Below are 15,064 nucleotides of genomic sequence, written 5' to 3'. Positions count from 1 at the left end.
CCTAGTCATGCAACCAGAAGCGCGCTTAATGCTCACCAGACTACCCGTCTCCGCGCTGTGTGTGCCTCCTTCTCCTCCGGGCTTCGCTCCCTCCCCTACGCGACGCTTCAGCCGTCTGAATTGATAAGCGGATGACCACCCAACGACCGCAGACCGACCTCGGTGACGAGCTGACCAACCTCGGTATTGGACTCCTGGTCGCTGCGGCAGTGCTTGCTCTGCTACTTCGCGGCTCGGCTGCTGTCGCGGCCTGGGCAATAGGGATCGCTCAGCCAACTGGCGGGCCAGAGACTGGGCTCGCCGTACTATTAAACTCGGGCAACCCCGCGACAGCGCTGAGGGCACCGGGTTTGAACCCGATCGCGTATTGGGTGACGACGATCTTGCTGGTGATATTGGCATCCGCTCTGGCGATTGGGTTGTGGCGCATGTTCAGAAGCGTCACGACGAAGGTCGACCCTTACCGCATTGCCGGGATCGCGACCCGTGCCGAGGTCGCACGCGCCGCATCGCATTCGGCCATCATGAAGCGCGCTGAGCACCTTCGCCCATCACTCTCGAAGCCGAGCCCGAGGGATGTTGGGTATCGAATCGGGCGATCGCACGGTACTGCGGTGTGGGCGAGTGTCGAGGACTCGATTCTGGTCATCGGACCGCCGCGCTCCGGCAAGGGCGCGCACATCGTGATCAATGCCGTCCTCAATGCGCCCGGCCCGGTCGTGACCACCTCGACGCGCCCCGACAACCTGACTACGACGTTGCGCGCGCGCCAACGGTTGGGGCCAGTGGCTGTATTCGACCCGCAGCAGTTGGCGGCAGGCGTGCCGGTCGGACTGCGGTGGTCGCCCATTCGGGGGTGTGAAGATCCGCTCACGGCGATGATCCGAGCGGCCGGTCTCGCTGCCGGCACCGGACTGGCGGCCGGCGGCGTCGATGGCGGCGGATTCTGGGAAGCCAAGACCCGCACGGCCCTGCAGTCGATGTTGCACGCGGCCGCGCTCGACCACTGCTCGCCCGCTGACCTCTTTCGGTGGACGCTCGACCCGGCCGCTGCCCACGACGCCGTCTCCATACTGCTGAGCACGCCCGGTGCGGCAACCGGATGGGGCGACTCCCTCCGGGCCACGCTCGAGGCCGACCCGCGCACGCGCGACTCGATCTGGCAGGGAGTTTCCCTGTCATTGGGCGCCCTGGCCGACCCCCGCGTGATGGATTCCGTCTCCCCGCCCGAGGGCGAGGAGTTCGACCCGGAGGGATTCCTGCGCAACAACGGCACGCTCTATCTGTTAGCGACCGGCGCGGGATCGAACAATTCGGCCGCTCTCGTGTCGGCGTTTGTCGAAGACCTCGTCGAGACGGCTCGCCGCATCGCCGCCCGAAGCGCTGGTGCCCGGCTGGACCCTCCCCTGCTGCTTGCGCTAGACGAAATCGGCAACCTCGCGCCACTCCCCTCGCTCCCCACACTGATGGCGGAAGGCGGCGGCACCGGCATCACCACCATGCCCGTCCTGCAATCGCTCTCGCAGGCACGTACGAAGTGGAGCGATAACGCAGCCGGCACCATCTGGGACTCCTCGATCGTCAAGATCGTGCTCGGAGGTGGATCCAATTCTCGGGACCTGCATGATCTCTCGACTTTAATCGGTGACCGCGACGAGCAGACCGACTCGACGACGATCGGCGATCGCGGTTCACGCTCATCGCAGCGCTCCATCCGTCGGGTCCCGATCATGCCGCCCGACACGATTCGCACCCTGCCCTTCGGCACCGGGCTGATTATGCTTCGCGCGGCGCCGCCCATCATCGCGAGCCTACAGATGTGGACCGCCCGCGCTGACGCCAAGGCGCTGCGCGCGAACCGCGAGGAAATCGAAGCGCTGATGCGGGTACCGACTCAGCGTGTGCCCGCACCCGAACAGGTCAACGAGCCGGACTGACAGCGAACTCGACGCTCGAAATTGCGTGCGCCGACGTTTACGTGCCAAAAATCTCATTTCCGAACCTGGAGCATCCGCTATACCTGCGTGACCCCGCCCACTGAGTGCTCACCCCGGAGTGAGAACGCAGAACTCGTTGCCCTCGGGGTCACTGAGAACTACCCACGACACGTCGCCCTGCCCAATGTCTGCATCCATCGCTCCCAGGGTTCGCAGCCGAGCGACTTCAGCCGCGTGGTCGTCGTGTGGGTACGGTCGCAGGTCGAGGTGGACGCGGGTCCACACGGTGATGTCGGCCACGCGAACGAACTCCAGATATGGACCGACTCCCGCCGCCGACCGCAGCCGTGCAAAATCGTCGGTCACCTCATGGAGGGTCCAGTCCATAGCCGTGTTCCAGAACCGTGCCATCGCCCGCGGATCCGCACAGCTGACCACCACCGCGGCGATCGGCCCGGTGTCCGCATAGATCGCCCGAGGCTCGAGCACGCAGAAGACGTTGCCCTCTGGGTCGGCCAGAACCGTCCACGGCACGTCGCCCTGACCAATATTCGCGGATGTCGCGCCCAGCGCCTTCAATCGCGCCACCAAGTGCGCTTTATGAGCCAAGGACGAGGTGGCCAGATCGAGGTGCGCGCGGTACTTCACCGTCTCGGGATCTGGAACTGTAACGACATCGACGCAGACGGCGGCCGGATCCGGCAGAACCAAGCCGGGCGGCTCAACGTTGGTCACGCCGGGACCTTCGCTGGACACACGCCAGCCGAGCGCATCCGCCCAAAATCGGCCGAGCGCTAAATCATCCCGGGCCCTAAAATTCACCTGAACCAGTCGAAGGGCCATGGCGCCCAAGCCTATTCGCCTGCCACATTTGAGACCAGACACAGCCCACGTCAATCCACCGGTGCCGGTCCTGCCCCCACTGACCGGATCCCCTCGAGTACCGCAGCGAACGCCATGGTGCGTCTGGAGCACCTCCTAGTGAGCGCGGACCAAGATGGTCCGTCCCGATCACAGGAGGTCAAGTCCCATGGCACTTCACACCCAGCAATCACTGTCCGGTTTCATCGCTTCAGACCCGCAGCAGTCGGTCACCGAGAACGGCGACACTCGCTTCTACGTGCGCGTCGGCCAGCCGCACTTCAGGCACGAATGCAGCGGCAGCTTCACCGCACTCGAGCCAACGTTCCACGACCTTGTCGCCTACCGCGCCACCGCCGACCGGGCGCTCACCCGTTTCGCCAAAGGCGACAGCTTCGTCGCCGAAGGATACGTGCGCACCTTTCAGGTCGAGCGCGACGGCGAGGCCGTCCAACGCGAAGAGTTTGTCGCCAAGAAGATCGGCCACGACCTCGCACGCACCAACTATTCCGTCGACCGCACCCATCGCACAGGGGTGGACATGGAGGTCGAGCGCGAGGCGCAAGCGGCACACACCGGATCCAGGCGGTGAACCACCGATGTCAGAGTCACTCGTCGAGTGGGCTTCCGGCGATCACGATGACGCGTTCGGGGCCGGCTCGTTGGACGACCTCGAGGGGCCGCTCATGGCTGAGCCTCCGCATCCGATCAACTGGAATCTTCTCAGCGCCGACGACGCCGAAGTCGAATGGATCGAACTCAACCGGTGGGTGAACTGGCTGCGACGCACCTACGGTTTGCCAGCATCCGTTGTGCCGCCGTTCTGGCATCGGCACCCCGAGCTCGTCTGGGAGCTCTCCGCGCTGAACCTGCACTGGCTCGGCGCGTACGACCCCGACCAGCACGGGTCAGCCCCGCTCGGCTGGCATCGCGATTTTGCGGATGCCCGCCAGCGGCTCCGCGACTGGGTCGCGATCTCGGGCACGCGGCTGCAACGCGACCGCGCCACGCGGCAGACGGCCTGGCCAGGCGAACCGCCTGCTGAGGGAGTCGAGGATGTCGTCATCGGCGATCGCGACGAAGACTTTGTGCAATTCGTCGTTGACGACGTGGCAGGGCGACGCGAGGCCGAGGCTGCACATTTTCCGTGCGCTTGAACCCAATCTTCATCCGTCCGCGGGCGAGCGAGCCTCCTTGCTGTCTGAACAGCAACACAGCACTTCAGCGCGCTGAGGACCCCAACTGGCTCGTTTAGCTGGACGCGCAATTGTAGCGACGTAACGACTCGTCAGGCAGCGCGGCGAGGTAGCGTTGCGAGGGCATCGGACGCGACGCCGAGTTCTTGGTAGGCCCGATGCAAGCCCGAGACGGCGGCGCCCACGGCTCCTGACATGTCCCCCAGGCCGGAAAGGACCAGCCGCGGTGCGTATTGCAGGTTTTGTCTGAGCGCGTCTTCGTATCGCGAAAAACTGGAGGAAAGTGATTTTGCGATACCGCCGCTGAGAACGATGATCTCGGGCTCGCAGCTGACGGCTAGTGCGGTCAGCACGATGAGTAGGGCTTGATCGAACTGGTCGCGGAGGCTGGCTATGTGGGCGGGGGGATTCGCAACGAATAGTTCAGCGGGGCTGGCGAGAGATATTCCTGCTTCGGATGCCCGTCGGATGATGCCGGGTCCGGTGACCATGTGTTCTAGGCGGGTGCCCAGGGGGCCAACGGGGAGATGACCGAATTCGCCAACAAGGCCGTGCCGCCCGCGGAGTATGGTGCCGTCGACGGCGAGGCTGCCGCCGAGGCCAGCGCCGAGGGTAAGCATTGCCGCGGTAGGGAAGTCCCGCGCGACGCCGAATCGTTGTTCACCGAGTAGGGCATAATTAGCGTCGTTGTCGATCTCGATAGGGATGCCGAAGCTTGCTTCGAGGGCGTCGAGAAAGCGGCGGTCCTCGACCTGGATCAGGTTGGGGGCGTTTGAGACACTGTTATTTTCTTGGTTGACGGCGCCGGGCAGCCCGACGCACGCGTAGCGAATGAAATGCCATCCGTTCGCAGCCGTGGTCTTCACCTGGGCAACCACCCATTCGGCAAGCTCTGGGGGCGACACGTCGATAGGTGTGGCGATCTCCCGAGAAAGCACCGTGACGCCGAGGAGGTCGACGATCACAAATCGGGTGTTGTTTGCGCCGACGTCGACGCCAACAACATGGGTAGTGTCGGCCACGAGGTCTAGGAGCACAGGCCGGCGGCCACGGCTTCCCGAAATAACTGCCGATACCTCGCGGACGAGTCCTTCTGAGATGAGCTGGTCAACGGCACGGGACACGGTCGCTGCGGAGATACCGGTAGTTTGCGCGATTCGACTCCGGCTGATCGGACGCGAACGTAGAAGCTCAGTGATCACTGCCGCACGGTTAATCTGGCGGGTGTCCTGAACCATACCGACTCCTGATCCCGGTACCGAATTGCTAGCACCGTGAGTTGAAATCTACTTGATCTAGCCATTAGATAGCCATGGCCCAGGCCGTAGATTCGAGATAAATGTTACGAACAGAACAAACTTGTTGAACTGCCTCTTGCTTTTGCTTGCACGCTGAAACTAAAGTATGAGCTAATTCAGCAGCCGGGTCCAGTCAGTTATTACATTCCGTGCTTCCCTCTTTCCGCGAAAGGCTCCCATGCCACTCAACATCCAGCTTCCAACGGCTCGTGCATCGAGGCGTATCCTCGTTGCCGGGGCAGTTGCCGCCGCTCTGGTGCTCTCCGGTTGTAGTACCGGAACAGCCACAGAAAGCAGTGCTCCCAGCGCTCCAGCGGTCGAGCCGAGCCTTGACTTCACCGGCCCGGGCGGTGAAGCCCCCGGAACCCTCGATGACCTCGCCCTGACCGATGAGGAAATTGCCAAGGTCAAAGCCGGCGACTTCACTGCAGCCTTTGTCTGGCACACATCCTCGGAGTTCGTGACCGCGGTCGAGAAGGGCGCCACGGCCGAGTTCGACAAGTTGGGAATCGAGGTCGTCGCCAGCACGCAGGCCGACTTCGACGCAGCTACCCAGGCCAACAACCTGCAGACGGTTCTGGCGCTCAAGCCCGACATTATCGTGGCCACAGCCGCCGACCCGACCTCCGCTGCGGCCACCTTCCAGCCCGCGGTTGATGCGGGAGTGAAGCTGGCCATTATGACCACACCACCGGCCGGCTACACGGCGGGCGATCAATTCGTCTCAATCGTTACCGAGTCGCTCACACAGGCGGGCAAGCTCGACGCTGATCTCCTCGGCGAAGCGCTCGGAGGTGAAGGCGACATCGGCTACATGTATCACGATGCGGACTTCTGGTTCACAAACCAGCGCGACGAGGCGTTCAAGGCTTGGACGGCCTACTCCTACCCCGACCAGAAGATCGTCGCCGAGGAAGGATTTACTGACGAGGCAGCGACGCAAGAAATCGCAGCGGCCATGATCGCCCGCAACCCGACCATCAAAGGCATCTACGTGGCCTGGGCCACCGCGGCCCAGGGCGTGCTTGCTGCTCTGCGCGATGCCGGCCGCAGCGACGTCAAGGTGGTGACGAATGATTTGGATGCCACATTGGCGGCAGACATGGTCGCCGGCGGCAACGTCGTGGGCCTGGTCGGCAACGGCTCAACCAACCTCGGCAAGGGACTCGGCATGGTCGGTGCCTATGGCGTCCTCGACAAGGAAGCACCCGCGCTGGTCGCCGTGACGCCGATGGGCGTGACCGCCGACAACATCAGCGAAGGCTGGCTCGACGACTACGGAACAGAACCGCCCGCTAGCGTCACCGGCAAGTAGACAGCATCATCGGGGCGGGCTGGTCCCACTTACCCAGCCCGCCCAACCATCATGTCGCTGCCACGTTCACTGCCGAATCAGACTCATTGAAGGAGTCAGCATGCCCTACGTTCAGACGGTCCTCGGACCTGTCCCAGCAGACACTCTGGGTCGGGTGATGCCGCACGAGCACATCTTTTCGCTGGTCCCCGGACCCTGGCTCACCGGCGGCCGGCGTGACACTCAAGTCGACCTGGCCGTAGACGCCCTCAGCGCCCTTCAAGAGGCAGGATTCTCAACCGTTGTTGACCTTAGCCCGTACGGAGTCGTCGGTCGCGATGCCGATGGGGCCAACGTAGAGGCGCTGCAGGAAGTCGCCACTCGCACCGGTTTGAACATCGTGGCCGGCACCGCCGTCTACCTTGAATCGTACTCGCCGCAATGGACACTGGATGCTTCGCTGGCCGAGCTCACCGCTCGCTTCGTCCGTGACGCCACCGTCGGAATCGGCAACACCGGGATCCGCGCCGGTGTTCTAGGGGAGCAGGCCACCGGCCTTGGCGTGATCACTGCTCACGAAGAAAAGGGCCTCCGGGCCGCGGGCCGGGCCTCGTCCGAGACGGGTCTTTCCATCTTTACTCACACCACACACGGCACTATGGCGCTGGAGCAAATCGGCATCCTTCGCAACGAGACTGTAGATCTCTCCAGGGTAGTTATCGGCCACATGGATACCCATGCGGATCCGAGCTACGTTCGCATGGTCCTGGACCACGAAGTGACCGTCGCGATCGACACCATCGGCAAAGAGGTCTGGGATTTCTTCCTCGGCCCTGCAGCCAGCGACAGGCAAGAGGGCGAATTCACCAAGCGGGCCTACCACCGGTCCGACGAGAAACGTGCCGACCTTGTCGCCGAACTCGTCGCCGAGGGACACGTGGAGCGGATCACGTTGGCGCTGGACCTCACCGGCGCCGAAGTATGGCTAAACCCGAGCACCCACGGCCAGCAGGGGTACACCTATTTAAGTGCTGTGTTCCTCCCTATGCTCCGAGAACGCGGCGTCACTGAGACACAGTGCGAACAACTCGTAGCCGGAAACCCATCCCGGCTACTGGCAATCGGAGCCAGCAAGTGAGCGACACTAGCTACTACGTCATCGGTATCGACCTCGGAGGAACAAAAATCCGGGCCGGCCTCGCCGACTCGACCGGCATCATCCTGGCCGAACGGACCGAACCCACCAACTCCGCGGGCGGCCCGGAACTCGTTCACCAGCTCGTCGTCGTGATCCGCACACTCTGCGTCGATGCGTCTGTCGCATTCGCCGACCTGAGAGCTACCGGAATTGGGGGCGCTGGAGTCCCCAACGATTCCGCCGGCTTCGATCTGGCTCCCAACCTCGGCGCCAGCGGCTCCGGTCTCACTCAGAGCCTCGAAGCCGCTCTCGGCCATCGAGTGGTTCTCGAAAACGACGTAAATGTCGCCGCCATCGGCGAGCTCGTCGCGGGCGTGGGGCGGGAGACCGACAACTTCGTCTTCGTTGCCGTGGGTACCGGCCTCGGTATGGGTATCGTCGTCAACGGTCAGTTGGTTCGTGGAGCTACCGGCGCGGCAGGAGAGATCGGATTCCTCCCCTTCGGCGCCGACCCGTTCGACCCCGCGAACCATCTTCACGGACCACTCGAAGAGGTCACGGCCGGCCATACCCTGGCCGACCGGTACCGCCGCAGCACCGGCCAGACTGTCTCCACCAGAGATGTCTTTGCCCTTGCTGGACGTGCCGACAGCGACGCGATCGCGGCCCTCGATGACGAGGCCCAGTACCTCGCCCTCGCCTTGGTGGCTGTCAATGCCATCCTCAACCCGGAAATTTTCGTGCTGGGTGGTGGTGTCGGCTCCCGAACAGGGTTGCTGCCCCACCTCACGCCGTGGCTCGTTCGTCTCGGAGCCCCGACCCTCGACATCCGTTTCAGCGAGCTTGGCCACCAGGCCCCGATCGTCGGAGCCGTGCAGCTCGCACTCGAGGCCCTCGCCACAAACCCTCTCGTGAAAGGTTCAGCTCGATGAGCACCGCCGCCCCTCAGAAAACCGCAACACCCCCGCCCGAAACCACCTCCTCCCGACCCGGCCTGCTGGCCCGGCTGAAGAAGGTGAATTGGAGCAACTACGTCGTCTACATCGGCTTCGCTGTCGTTTTCCTGTTCTTCGCTGTCACCCAAACCCAGTACTTCCTGAACAGCACCAACCTGTTCAACATCATCATCCAGGCCGCCCCGATCTCGATCATGGCCATCGGCATGGTTTTCGTGCTCAGCACCGGTGAGATCGACCTCTCCATCGGCAGCATCGTCGCCCTCTCCGCACTGTCATGTGCCGTGACAATCCAATCCTCCGGGATGTGGTGGCTGGGAGCGATTGTGGGCCTCGCCGTCGGCGCGCTGGTCGGGCTGGTGAACGGCATCTTCGTGACCTGGATCCGGCTCCCCTCCTTCTTGGTGACCCTCGCCACGATGGGACTGGTCGCCGGTGTCGCCCGACAGCTCACCGAACTGCAATCCATCCCAGTCACAGACAAGGCCTTCGCCTGGCTGTTCGGTGGCGGCACCCTCCTCGGTTTGCCGATCCTGATCTGGTGGACCGCGATCGCTGTTCTCGTCGGCTGGCATTTCCTGCGCCAGCGCCGCTATGGTGCCCACGTGCTAGCTGTCGGCGACAACTCGTCTGCCGCACGAGTCAGTGGCATCAAGGTCAACCGGGTGCGCCTAATGGTCTTCGTCGGAAGTGCTTCCGCGGCCGCCCTCGCCGGCCTCCTCTACGCAGGCCGGCTACAGGGCGCACGCTACACGTTGGGCGAGAGCGACCTGATGACCGTCATCGCCGCCGTCATCGTCGGCGGAACGAGCCTGTTTGGCGGTAGGGGCGCCGTGATCGGCGCCCTTATCGGCAGCCTGCTAATGAGCATGATCAACAACGGCCTCATCCTCGCCGGCCTCAACGTGTCCCAGCAGATGATCGTCCGTGGCATCATCATCCTGATCGCGGTCTCCTTCAGCCTCCGCGGCAAGAAGAGTAGCTGAGGCCACCAGTATGTTCCTCGACCTCCTGAAACGCCGAAACCCGGCCCTCCTCGACGCGGCCGCCCAGCTCCATCGCGCCGGCGCCATTCCACCCAACACGTACGTCATCGACCTAGATGCCGTCGGCCGCAACGCCGCCGCATTCGCTGCCGAAGCCTCCAGGTTGGGCCTGCGACCCTTTGCGATGACCAAACAGATTGGCCGCAATCCGGACGTCTCGCGCGAGCTAGTCTCGAACGGCATCAGCCACGCAGTCGGAGTCGACCTCGAATGCGCGATTGCGGCACGCAACGGCGGCCTCGCTGTGGGGCACCTCGGTCATCTCGTGCAGATACCCCGGCATCAAGCCGTCATCGCCGCCAGCCTGCAGCCCCTGTATTGGACGGTGTTCAGCGAGACGAAGGCCCACGAGGCCGGCGCCGCGTCCGTCGCACTAGGCAGGGTACAAGACCTCTTGCTTCGAGTGGTGGCGCCGGAGGACCGGTTTTATGCCGGCCACGAGGGGGGATTCCCGCTCGATGGCCTCGTCGCCGCCGCGGATCGCATCGACACCATCCCCGGTGTCCGCGTCGCCGGGGTGACAACTTTCCCGGCGACCCTGTTCGACGCCGAATCGGGAACGGCGGTGGCCACTCCGAACCGGGCCACGCTCACCCGCGCCAAACTGCTGCTCGAGGCATCCGGCCGCAGAAATGTGCAGGTCAACGCCCCGGGAACGACCTCGATCTCAGTGCTCGCGGACCTCGCCGCGGCGGGTGCCACTCAGGTGGAACCCGGGCACGGGCTCACTGGCACGACACCGCTGCACGCTGTCGAAGATCTTGTCGAGGAACCCGCAATTGCCTACGTCAGCGAGGTGTCCCACTTCTACGACGACTCTGCCTACGTATTCGGTGGCGGCCTCTACGTTGACCCTGTGCTCGGCGATAGTCACACCAACGCCCTCGTCTACCGCGGCGGCAGCCCCAGGCTAACCGATGCCGTGGAGCTCGCTGTGGCGATGCCGGCCGCGGAATCGATCGACTACTACTGCAGCATTCCATTGGGGCCCGAGGCATCGATCGAGATTGGTGACACCGTGATCTTCGGTTTCCGCCCACAAGTGTTCGTCACCCGTGCGCTCACCGCCGCGATCTCCGGCATCTCGTCCGGCACGCCCCGCGTCGAGGGAATCTGGGCTGCAACCGGCGCAGCGCCCCTCACCCCTTTACCCGCCCCGCCTGACCCTCAAGACAGGACACAATCATGAGCACCTCAACATCAGAACACGCTTCCCCTACCGCGACCACGACTCCCGCACTGCGACTCGTCGGCATCCATAAGAACTTTGGCGGAGTGATCGCCATCAAACGCTTCGACCTCGAAGTCATGCCGGGCGAGATCGTCGCCCTCGTTGGCGACAACGGTGCCGGAAAATCGACCCTGATCAAGATCATCTCGGGGCTCTACCAGCCCACTGAGGGCGAGATCTGGCTCAATGGTGCTCAGGCGAACTTCCGAGACGCATCGGATGCCCGCGCCAAAGGCGTCGAAGTCGTCTACCAGGACCTCGCCCTGGTCCCGCAGCAGCCCGTCTACATGAACATGTTCCTCGGCCGGGAACTCGTCAAAGGCCCCCTCAAGACCCTCGACCGCAAAAAGATGGCTCAACAGACCCAAGACCTAGTCGACTCGCTTGACGTCAGGATCCCTTCGGCCAACGCCACCCTCAGCGACCTCTCGGGAGGGCAACGCCAGGGCGTCGCCATTTGCCGGGCCACCCACTGGGCCTCCGGCCTCGTGTTGCTCGACGAACCAACCGCCGCCCTCGGCGTCGCCGAGACCGCGAAGGTTGAGGAGACGATTGCCAAGCTGCGGGAGCGCGGCGCTGCAGTGCTCATAGTGAGCCACAACATGGAACAGGTCTTCCGCCTCGCAGACCGCGTCGCCATCCTGCGCCGCGGCACCCAAGTCGCAGTCAAGAACGTTGCCGAAACCACCCACAACGAACTCGTTGCCATGATCACCGGACTTGCCTCATGACCGCGGCCCGCGTGCTCACCCCCGGTGCCCACATGCGCGCCGAGATCGCCGAACAGCCCGACCGGTGGCGCGACCTTATCACCAGCCAGCATGAGGCTATCGAAGCAGCGGCCGAACTCATCCGCGGCACCGATCCTGAGCTGCTCGTTTTCGCAGCGCGCGGCTCAAGCGACCACGCCGCACAATACGGCCAATATCTGGCCCACAACCTGCTCGGCATCCCGGCCATGCTCGCCACACCCAGCACCGTCACAGCCTTCGGCACAACGCTACGATTCCCTCGCTCTGTCATCCTCGCGGTGTCCCAATCGGGTGAGTCGCCCGACCTGCTGGCCACGGTTCGCGCCACAGGGGAAAGCGGCGTGCCTATTGTCGCTTTCACGAATAGCGCCGCCAGTTCCCTGGCCCAACTTGGTGACGTGCACGTAGGGCTCGCCGCGGGGTCAGAGCTCTCGGTCGCCGCGACGAAAACTTACACCGCCGAACTCCTCGCCCTCTACACCACAATTTCACGGGCCTCAGGCGTTGCTTGGTCAGACATCATTGACGCCGTTGATGTGGCCGCTTCCGCTGCGGCTGACTTGATTGGAGGATCCGCGCCGATCGTCGCAGCCTGGACCGACGCGCTTCTTGACGCAGACCGGGTGCTCATCGTGGGTCGCGGCTACTCGATGTCCACGGCCAAAGAAGGCGCACTCAAACTCATGGAGACGAACAGCATCGCTGCCTCCGGATGGAGCGCTGCCGACGCTAAACACGGCCCCCTTGGCCAAGTCATCGACGGGACCCCCGTCATCTTCCTCACAGCCAGCCCCGGCGGACGAGAATCCGTCGAAGCATTCAAGACTGACGTCGGCGGCCTCGGCGGGCGCGCACTCGCCATCGACGAGACATTCCCTGGCCTCGCATGGCCAAACCTCGACCCAGCCCTCATCCCGCTGCTCGAAATCATCCCGCTCCAGCAACTCGCCCTCGAGCTCGCCCTCGCCCGAGGAATGGATCCGGACCGGCCGCCCGGACTGCTGAAGATCACCCAAACCCACTAACCGGCTAGTCGGGAGCTCTGACTCAACCGGTCAACTATCGCCAGACGTATTTCAATTGTGTCTACGACGGATCAAGTTTTATCCCAAAGCCCGGAGAAAGTCTTGAACAATAAAGCTATCTCTTGGCGATACCGGTGGGACATAAAACCTCATGCGCCCCAATTCGGCTGCCGGACCGGGCTCCGATCCGAACTATTACGCGGCTTTTCGACCAGATGGACGACTTTGAAACCGATGTAATTTCGTCCAAATGTGGCCAAAATGGTGCCACGGTGCCCGTCGGGCCATTAGCGGTAGCAGACAGTCGTTGTTGCCATAGTCGACCTGACCGAGATTAGTGAAGTTGGGGACTCCCGCAGGGCAAAAATTGAGAAACCCAGCGACAGGGTTAGGCCATCAACTCGCCGCCGTTGACGCCCCAGGTCTGACCGGTTACGTATCCGCCGGCATCGGAGACCAGGAAGCCCACGACGGCCGCGATGTCCTCGGGTTGGCCAAGGCGTCCGAGCGCGCCAACTCCGGATCGTTCGACCATTCGCGCCGAGTTGGGCTCGTCGCTGGACGTGACGATTGTTCCGGGGCAAATGGCATTTGCAGTGATCCCATCCCTACCGAATTCTCGCGCGAGCGAACGCGTGAGACCGATCAGAGCGTGTTTCGCGGCCGACGAGCTCGCCCGGTCAACCGCTCCGAGCTGGGATCGTACGCCGGTCATGGTCACAATGCGTCCCCAGCCGACCGCCTGCATTCCGGGAATGAATGCCTGGCACAGGGCGACGGGTGCCTCGACGTTTACTGCGAAAACTTCCCGCCACTCGGCCGAACGTACCTCGAGGAATGGCCGTCGCGGGCGGATCGCAGCGTTGTTGACCAGCACGTCGACCGTTCCGATCTCGCTGATCATCTGCTGTACTTCATCCGCGACGGCCAAGTCGGCAAGAACGACGACGGCGCGGCCCCCAAACCGCTTAACCTGCTCCACGACCTGCTGCGCTGCGGCCTCGTCCCTCCGCGTGTGCACCACGATGTCTAGGCCTTGTCGGGCCAGAGCCAGCGCAGTCGCGCGACCGATGTTGCGCGCGGCCCCCGTTATCAGGGCGCGCTTTCGTACTTCTGTCATTCTGGTCCCCTAGACGGATGAGACGGACTCATTGCTCGGAACGACGATTCATTCGACTGCTGGTTACCGCGACGACGGCGAGCCCGGCGGCCGTCGCGCCAAAGACGCCGGGCACACCCCACGACGCTGCAACCAACCCGACGACGGCAGGCACGGCCGATTGTCCGAACCTGTTGGCGCTCAGGCGCAGCGCCAACCACGTCCCGCGTGTGCCCGGCGGTGCGGTCAGAGCGATTACCGACATAGTCAATGGCTGCCCGATGCCTAAGGAGAGCCCGGCGAGCACGAGCGCTGCGCCGAGGAACCAAACGTTGAGGGGCAGGGTGAGCATCATGACGGCCACGGCAGAGACCGCCGTTGATCCGACGATCAGCCGGTCACGGCCGAATCGTGTGACGAGCGGTCCGAGAAAGAATCGGGACACGATGGATGCTATGGCCCGCACCATGAGCAGAATCCCGATGACGCTCGCCGGAATCTGCCGCTCAACGCCAAGTGCCGGCAGGTACACGGAGAGCAGGTCCACTGCTGCGAGAACCATCATGCTCACCGACATCGCCCCGATCATGCGTCGTCTCGTCGCCTTCGGTGCTCGCAACGCTGCTCGCAATGATCCCGAGGGTGCTGACGTCGCAGTAGTTCCAGTGGGTTCCCGCCGGGCCAGAAAACCAGTCGGCACGAGCAGAAGTAGTGCCGCCATAAAGGCGATCAGGAAAAGCGTTGAGGTCGGGGGCAGAATGCTGCTGCCGCCGACGATGGCGATGACACCGGGGCCCGCAGCCTGCCCCATCGTTCCCGCCACCGTGTAATAGCCAAAGGCGGCGTCCAAGCGTTTGTCCCCGGATTTAGCAACGCGGCTCTGCTGACCGACCACCGAAAGCAAGTGACCCAGCCCCAGCAAGACATTCCACGCGAGCAACAAGGTCAGAGTGGGTGTCCAGAACACGAGACCGGCGGCAGCGATGGCGAAGAGTACGGCGCCCAGGATCAAGACCAACCGCTCGCCCCGAACGTCGGCGATCCTGCCGACGAACACTGCGATGAACAGTGGCAGGATAGCGAAACTTGCGGCGACGAGCCCGAGCCAGGTCAGCGGTACGCCCAGCTCCAGTGCTCGATATGCGGCCGTCGGTCGCACAATGTACGCGATGAGTTGCACCAGCATGGCGTGCTGGAACAGCGCCCACGGCCACTGACGCAGGGACATCCG

At 63.7% G+C, this 15,064-nt stretch carries 14 protein-coding genes and 1 pseudogene; 10 read left to right on the top strand and 5 right to left on the bottom strand.

Features of this window, described 5'->3' with window-relative positions; translation table 11 throughout:
- The first annotated feature begins 131 nt into the window (after positions 1–131).
- Positions 132–1,937, top strand: coding sequence for a TraM recognition domain-containing protein (locus tag CXY78_RS19715; RefSeq protein WP_104090809.1), 1,806 nt, complete (start codon positions 132–134; stop codon positions 1,935–1,937).
- 108 nt (positions 1,938–2,045) lie between these two features.
- Here the strand turns inward: CXY78_RS19715 and CXY78_RS19710 are convergent, their stop codons facing one another.
- On the bottom strand, positions 2,046–2,780 hold the full coding sequence (locus CXY78_RS19710; RefSeq protein WP_104090808.1) for a VOC family protein: 735 nt from the start codon (positions 2,778–2,780) through the stop codon (positions 2,046–2,048).
- Positions 2,781–2,967: 187 nt separating this feature from the next.
- On the opposite strand from CXY78_RS19710, the gene CXY78_RS19705 reads away from it, so the two are divergent.
- Positions 2,968–3,390, top strand: coding sequence for a single-stranded DNA-binding protein (locus CXY78_RS19705; RefSeq protein ID WP_104090806.1), 423 nt, complete (start codon positions 2,968–2,970; stop codon positions 3,388–3,390).
- A 7-nt stretch (positions 3,391–3,397) separates the two neighbouring features.
- Positions 3,398–3,955: a hypothetical protein gene (locus tag CXY78_RS19700; protein ID WP_233206250.1), complete on the top strand. Its 558-nt coding sequence runs from the start codon at positions 3,398–3,400 to the stop codon at positions 3,953–3,955.
- A gap of 131 nt (positions 3,956–4,086) precedes the next feature.
- On the opposite strand, the gene CXY78_RS19695 is transcribed toward CXY78_RS19700, so the two are convergent.
- Positions 4,087–5,016 carry an ROK family protein gene (locus CXY78_RS19695; RefSeq protein WP_233206249.1) on the bottom strand — a complete coding sequence of 310 codons (930 nt, stop codon included), beginning with the start codon at positions 5,014–5,016 and terminating at the stop codon, positions 4,087–4,089.
- Positions 5,017–5,052: 36 nt separating this feature from the next.
- Positions 5,053–5,232: pseudogene (locus CXY78_RS22225) on the bottom strand (MarR family transcriptional regulator); the annotation flags it as partial.
- A gap of 238 nt (positions 5,233–5,470) precedes the next feature.
- Between CXY78_RS22225 and CXY78_RS19690 the strand changes: the two are divergent.
- The 7 genes from CXY78_RS19690 (at position 5,471) to CXY78_RS19660 (ending at position 12,734) form a co-directional block, all read left to right on the top strand.
- Complete coding sequence (locus CXY78_RS19690) at positions 5,471–6,607, top strand: substrate-binding domain-containing protein (RefSeq protein WP_104090803.1); 1,137 nt, start codon at positions 5,471–5,473, stop codon at positions 6,605–6,607.
- A gap of 100 nt (positions 6,608–6,707) precedes the next feature.
- A complete protein-coding gene (locus CXY78_RS19685) occupies positions 6,708–7,724 on the top strand; it encodes a phosphotriesterase (protein WP_104090802.1) in 1,017 nt (338 codons plus the stop codon).
- A complete protein-coding gene (locus CXY78_RS19680; RefSeq protein ID WP_158253358.1) occupies positions 7,721–8,656 on the top strand; it encodes an ROK family protein in 936 nt (311 codons plus the stop codon). The genes CXY78_RS19685 and CXY78_RS19680 overlap by 4 nt, the downstream gene beginning before the upstream one ends.
- Positions 8,653–9,666, top strand: coding sequence for an ABC transporter permease (locus CXY78_RS19675; RefSeq protein ID WP_104090799.1), 1,014 nt, complete (start codon positions 8,653–8,655; stop codon positions 9,664–9,666). The genes CXY78_RS19680 and CXY78_RS19675 overlap by 4 nt, the downstream gene beginning before the upstream one ends.
- Before the next feature lie 10 nt (positions 9,667–9,676).
- Positions 9,677–10,915 (top strand): alanine racemase, encoded by a 1,239-nt coding sequence (locus CXY78_RS19670; RefSeq protein WP_104090798.1) that lies wholly within the window; start codon positions 9,677–9,679, stop codon positions 10,913–10,915.
- Positions 10,912–11,688: an ATP-binding cassette domain-containing protein gene (locus tag CXY78_RS19665; RefSeq protein ID WP_104090796.1), complete on the top strand. Its 777-nt coding sequence runs from the start codon at positions 10,912–10,914 to the stop codon at positions 11,686–11,688. Before CXY78_RS19670 ends, CXY78_RS19665 begins: the two co-directional genes overlap by 4 nt.
- Entirely contained in the window at positions 11,685–12,734 is a 1,050-nt protein-coding gene (locus tag CXY78_RS19660) for an SIS domain-containing protein (protein ID WP_104090794.1), read from the top strand. Before CXY78_RS19665 ends, CXY78_RS19660 begins: the two co-directional genes overlap by 4 nt.
- 388 nt (positions 12,735–13,122) lie before the next feature.
- On the opposite strand, the gene CXY78_RS19655 is transcribed toward CXY78_RS19660, so the two are convergent.
- Positions 13,123–13,854: an SDR family NAD(P)-dependent oxidoreductase gene (locus CXY78_RS19655; protein WP_104090793.1), complete on the bottom strand. Its 732-nt coding sequence runs from the start codon at positions 13,852–13,854 to the stop codon at positions 13,123–13,125.
- Between the two features lie 28 nt (positions 13,855–13,882).
- Entirely contained in the window at positions 13,883–15,061 is a 1,179-nt protein-coding gene (locus tag CXY78_RS19650; protein ID WP_104090791.1) for an MFS transporter, read from the bottom strand.
- Positions 15,062–15,064: the final 3 nt, after the last annotated feature.

Origin of the sequence: Cryobacterium sp. N19 (assembly GCF_002929595.1) — a bacterium.
In the GTDB taxonomy this organism is placed as follows: Bacteria; Actinomycetota; Actinomycetes; order Actinomycetales; family Microbacteriaceae; genus Cryobacterium; species Cryobacterium flavum.
This window is presented reverse-complemented; position numbering and strand designations above follow the sequence as displayed.

Bases quoted from the DNA above. Each gene is read 5' to 3' on its own strand.
- CXY78_RS19715 (WP_104090809.1), top strand. From the start codon at position 132: ATGACCACCCAACGACCGCAGACCGACCTCGGTGACGAGCTGACCAAC.
- CXY78_RS19675 (WP_104090799.1), top strand. From the start codon at position 8,653: ATGAGCACCGCCGCCCCTCAGAAAACCGCAACACCCCCGCCCGAAACC.
- CXY78_RS19710 (WP_104090808.1), bottom strand. From the start codon at position 2,780: ATGGCCCTTCGACTGGTTCAGGTGAATTTTAGGGCCCGGGATGATTTA.
- CXY78_RS19685 (WP_104090802.1), top strand. From the start codon at position 6,708: ATGCCCTACGTTCAGACGGTCCTCGGACCTGTCCCAGCAGACACTCTG.
- CXY78_RS19650 (WP_104090791.1), bottom strand. From the start codon at position 15,061: ATGTCCCTGCGTCAGTGGCCGTGGGCGCTGTTCCAGCACGCCATGCTG.
- CXY78_RS19690 (WP_104090803.1), top strand. From the start codon at position 5,471: ATGCCACTCAACATCCAGCTTCCAACGGCTCGTGCATCGAGGCGTATC.
- CXY78_RS19705 (WP_104090806.1), top strand. From the start codon at position 2,968: ATGGCACTTCACACCCAGCAATCACTGTCCGGTTTCATCGCTTCAGAC.
- CXY78_RS19660 (WP_104090794.1), top strand. From the start codon at position 11,685: ATGACCGCGGCCCGCGTGCTCACCCCCGGTGCCCACATGCGCGCCGAG.
- CXY78_RS19665 (WP_104090796.1), top strand. From the start codon at position 10,912: ATGAGCACCTCAACATCAGAACACGCTTCCCCTACCGCGACCACGACT.
- CXY78_RS19670 (WP_104090798.1), top strand. From the start codon at position 9,677: ATGTTCCTCGACCTCCTGAAACGCCGAAACCCGGCCCTCCTCGACGCG.
- CXY78_RS19700 (WP_233206250.1), top strand. From the start codon at position 3,398: ATGTCAGAGTCACTCGTCGAGTGGGCTTCCGGCGATCACGATGACGCG.
- CXY78_RS19655 (WP_104090793.1), bottom strand. From the start codon at position 13,854: ATGACAGAAGTACGAAAGCGCGCCCTGATAACGGGGGCCGCGCGCAAC.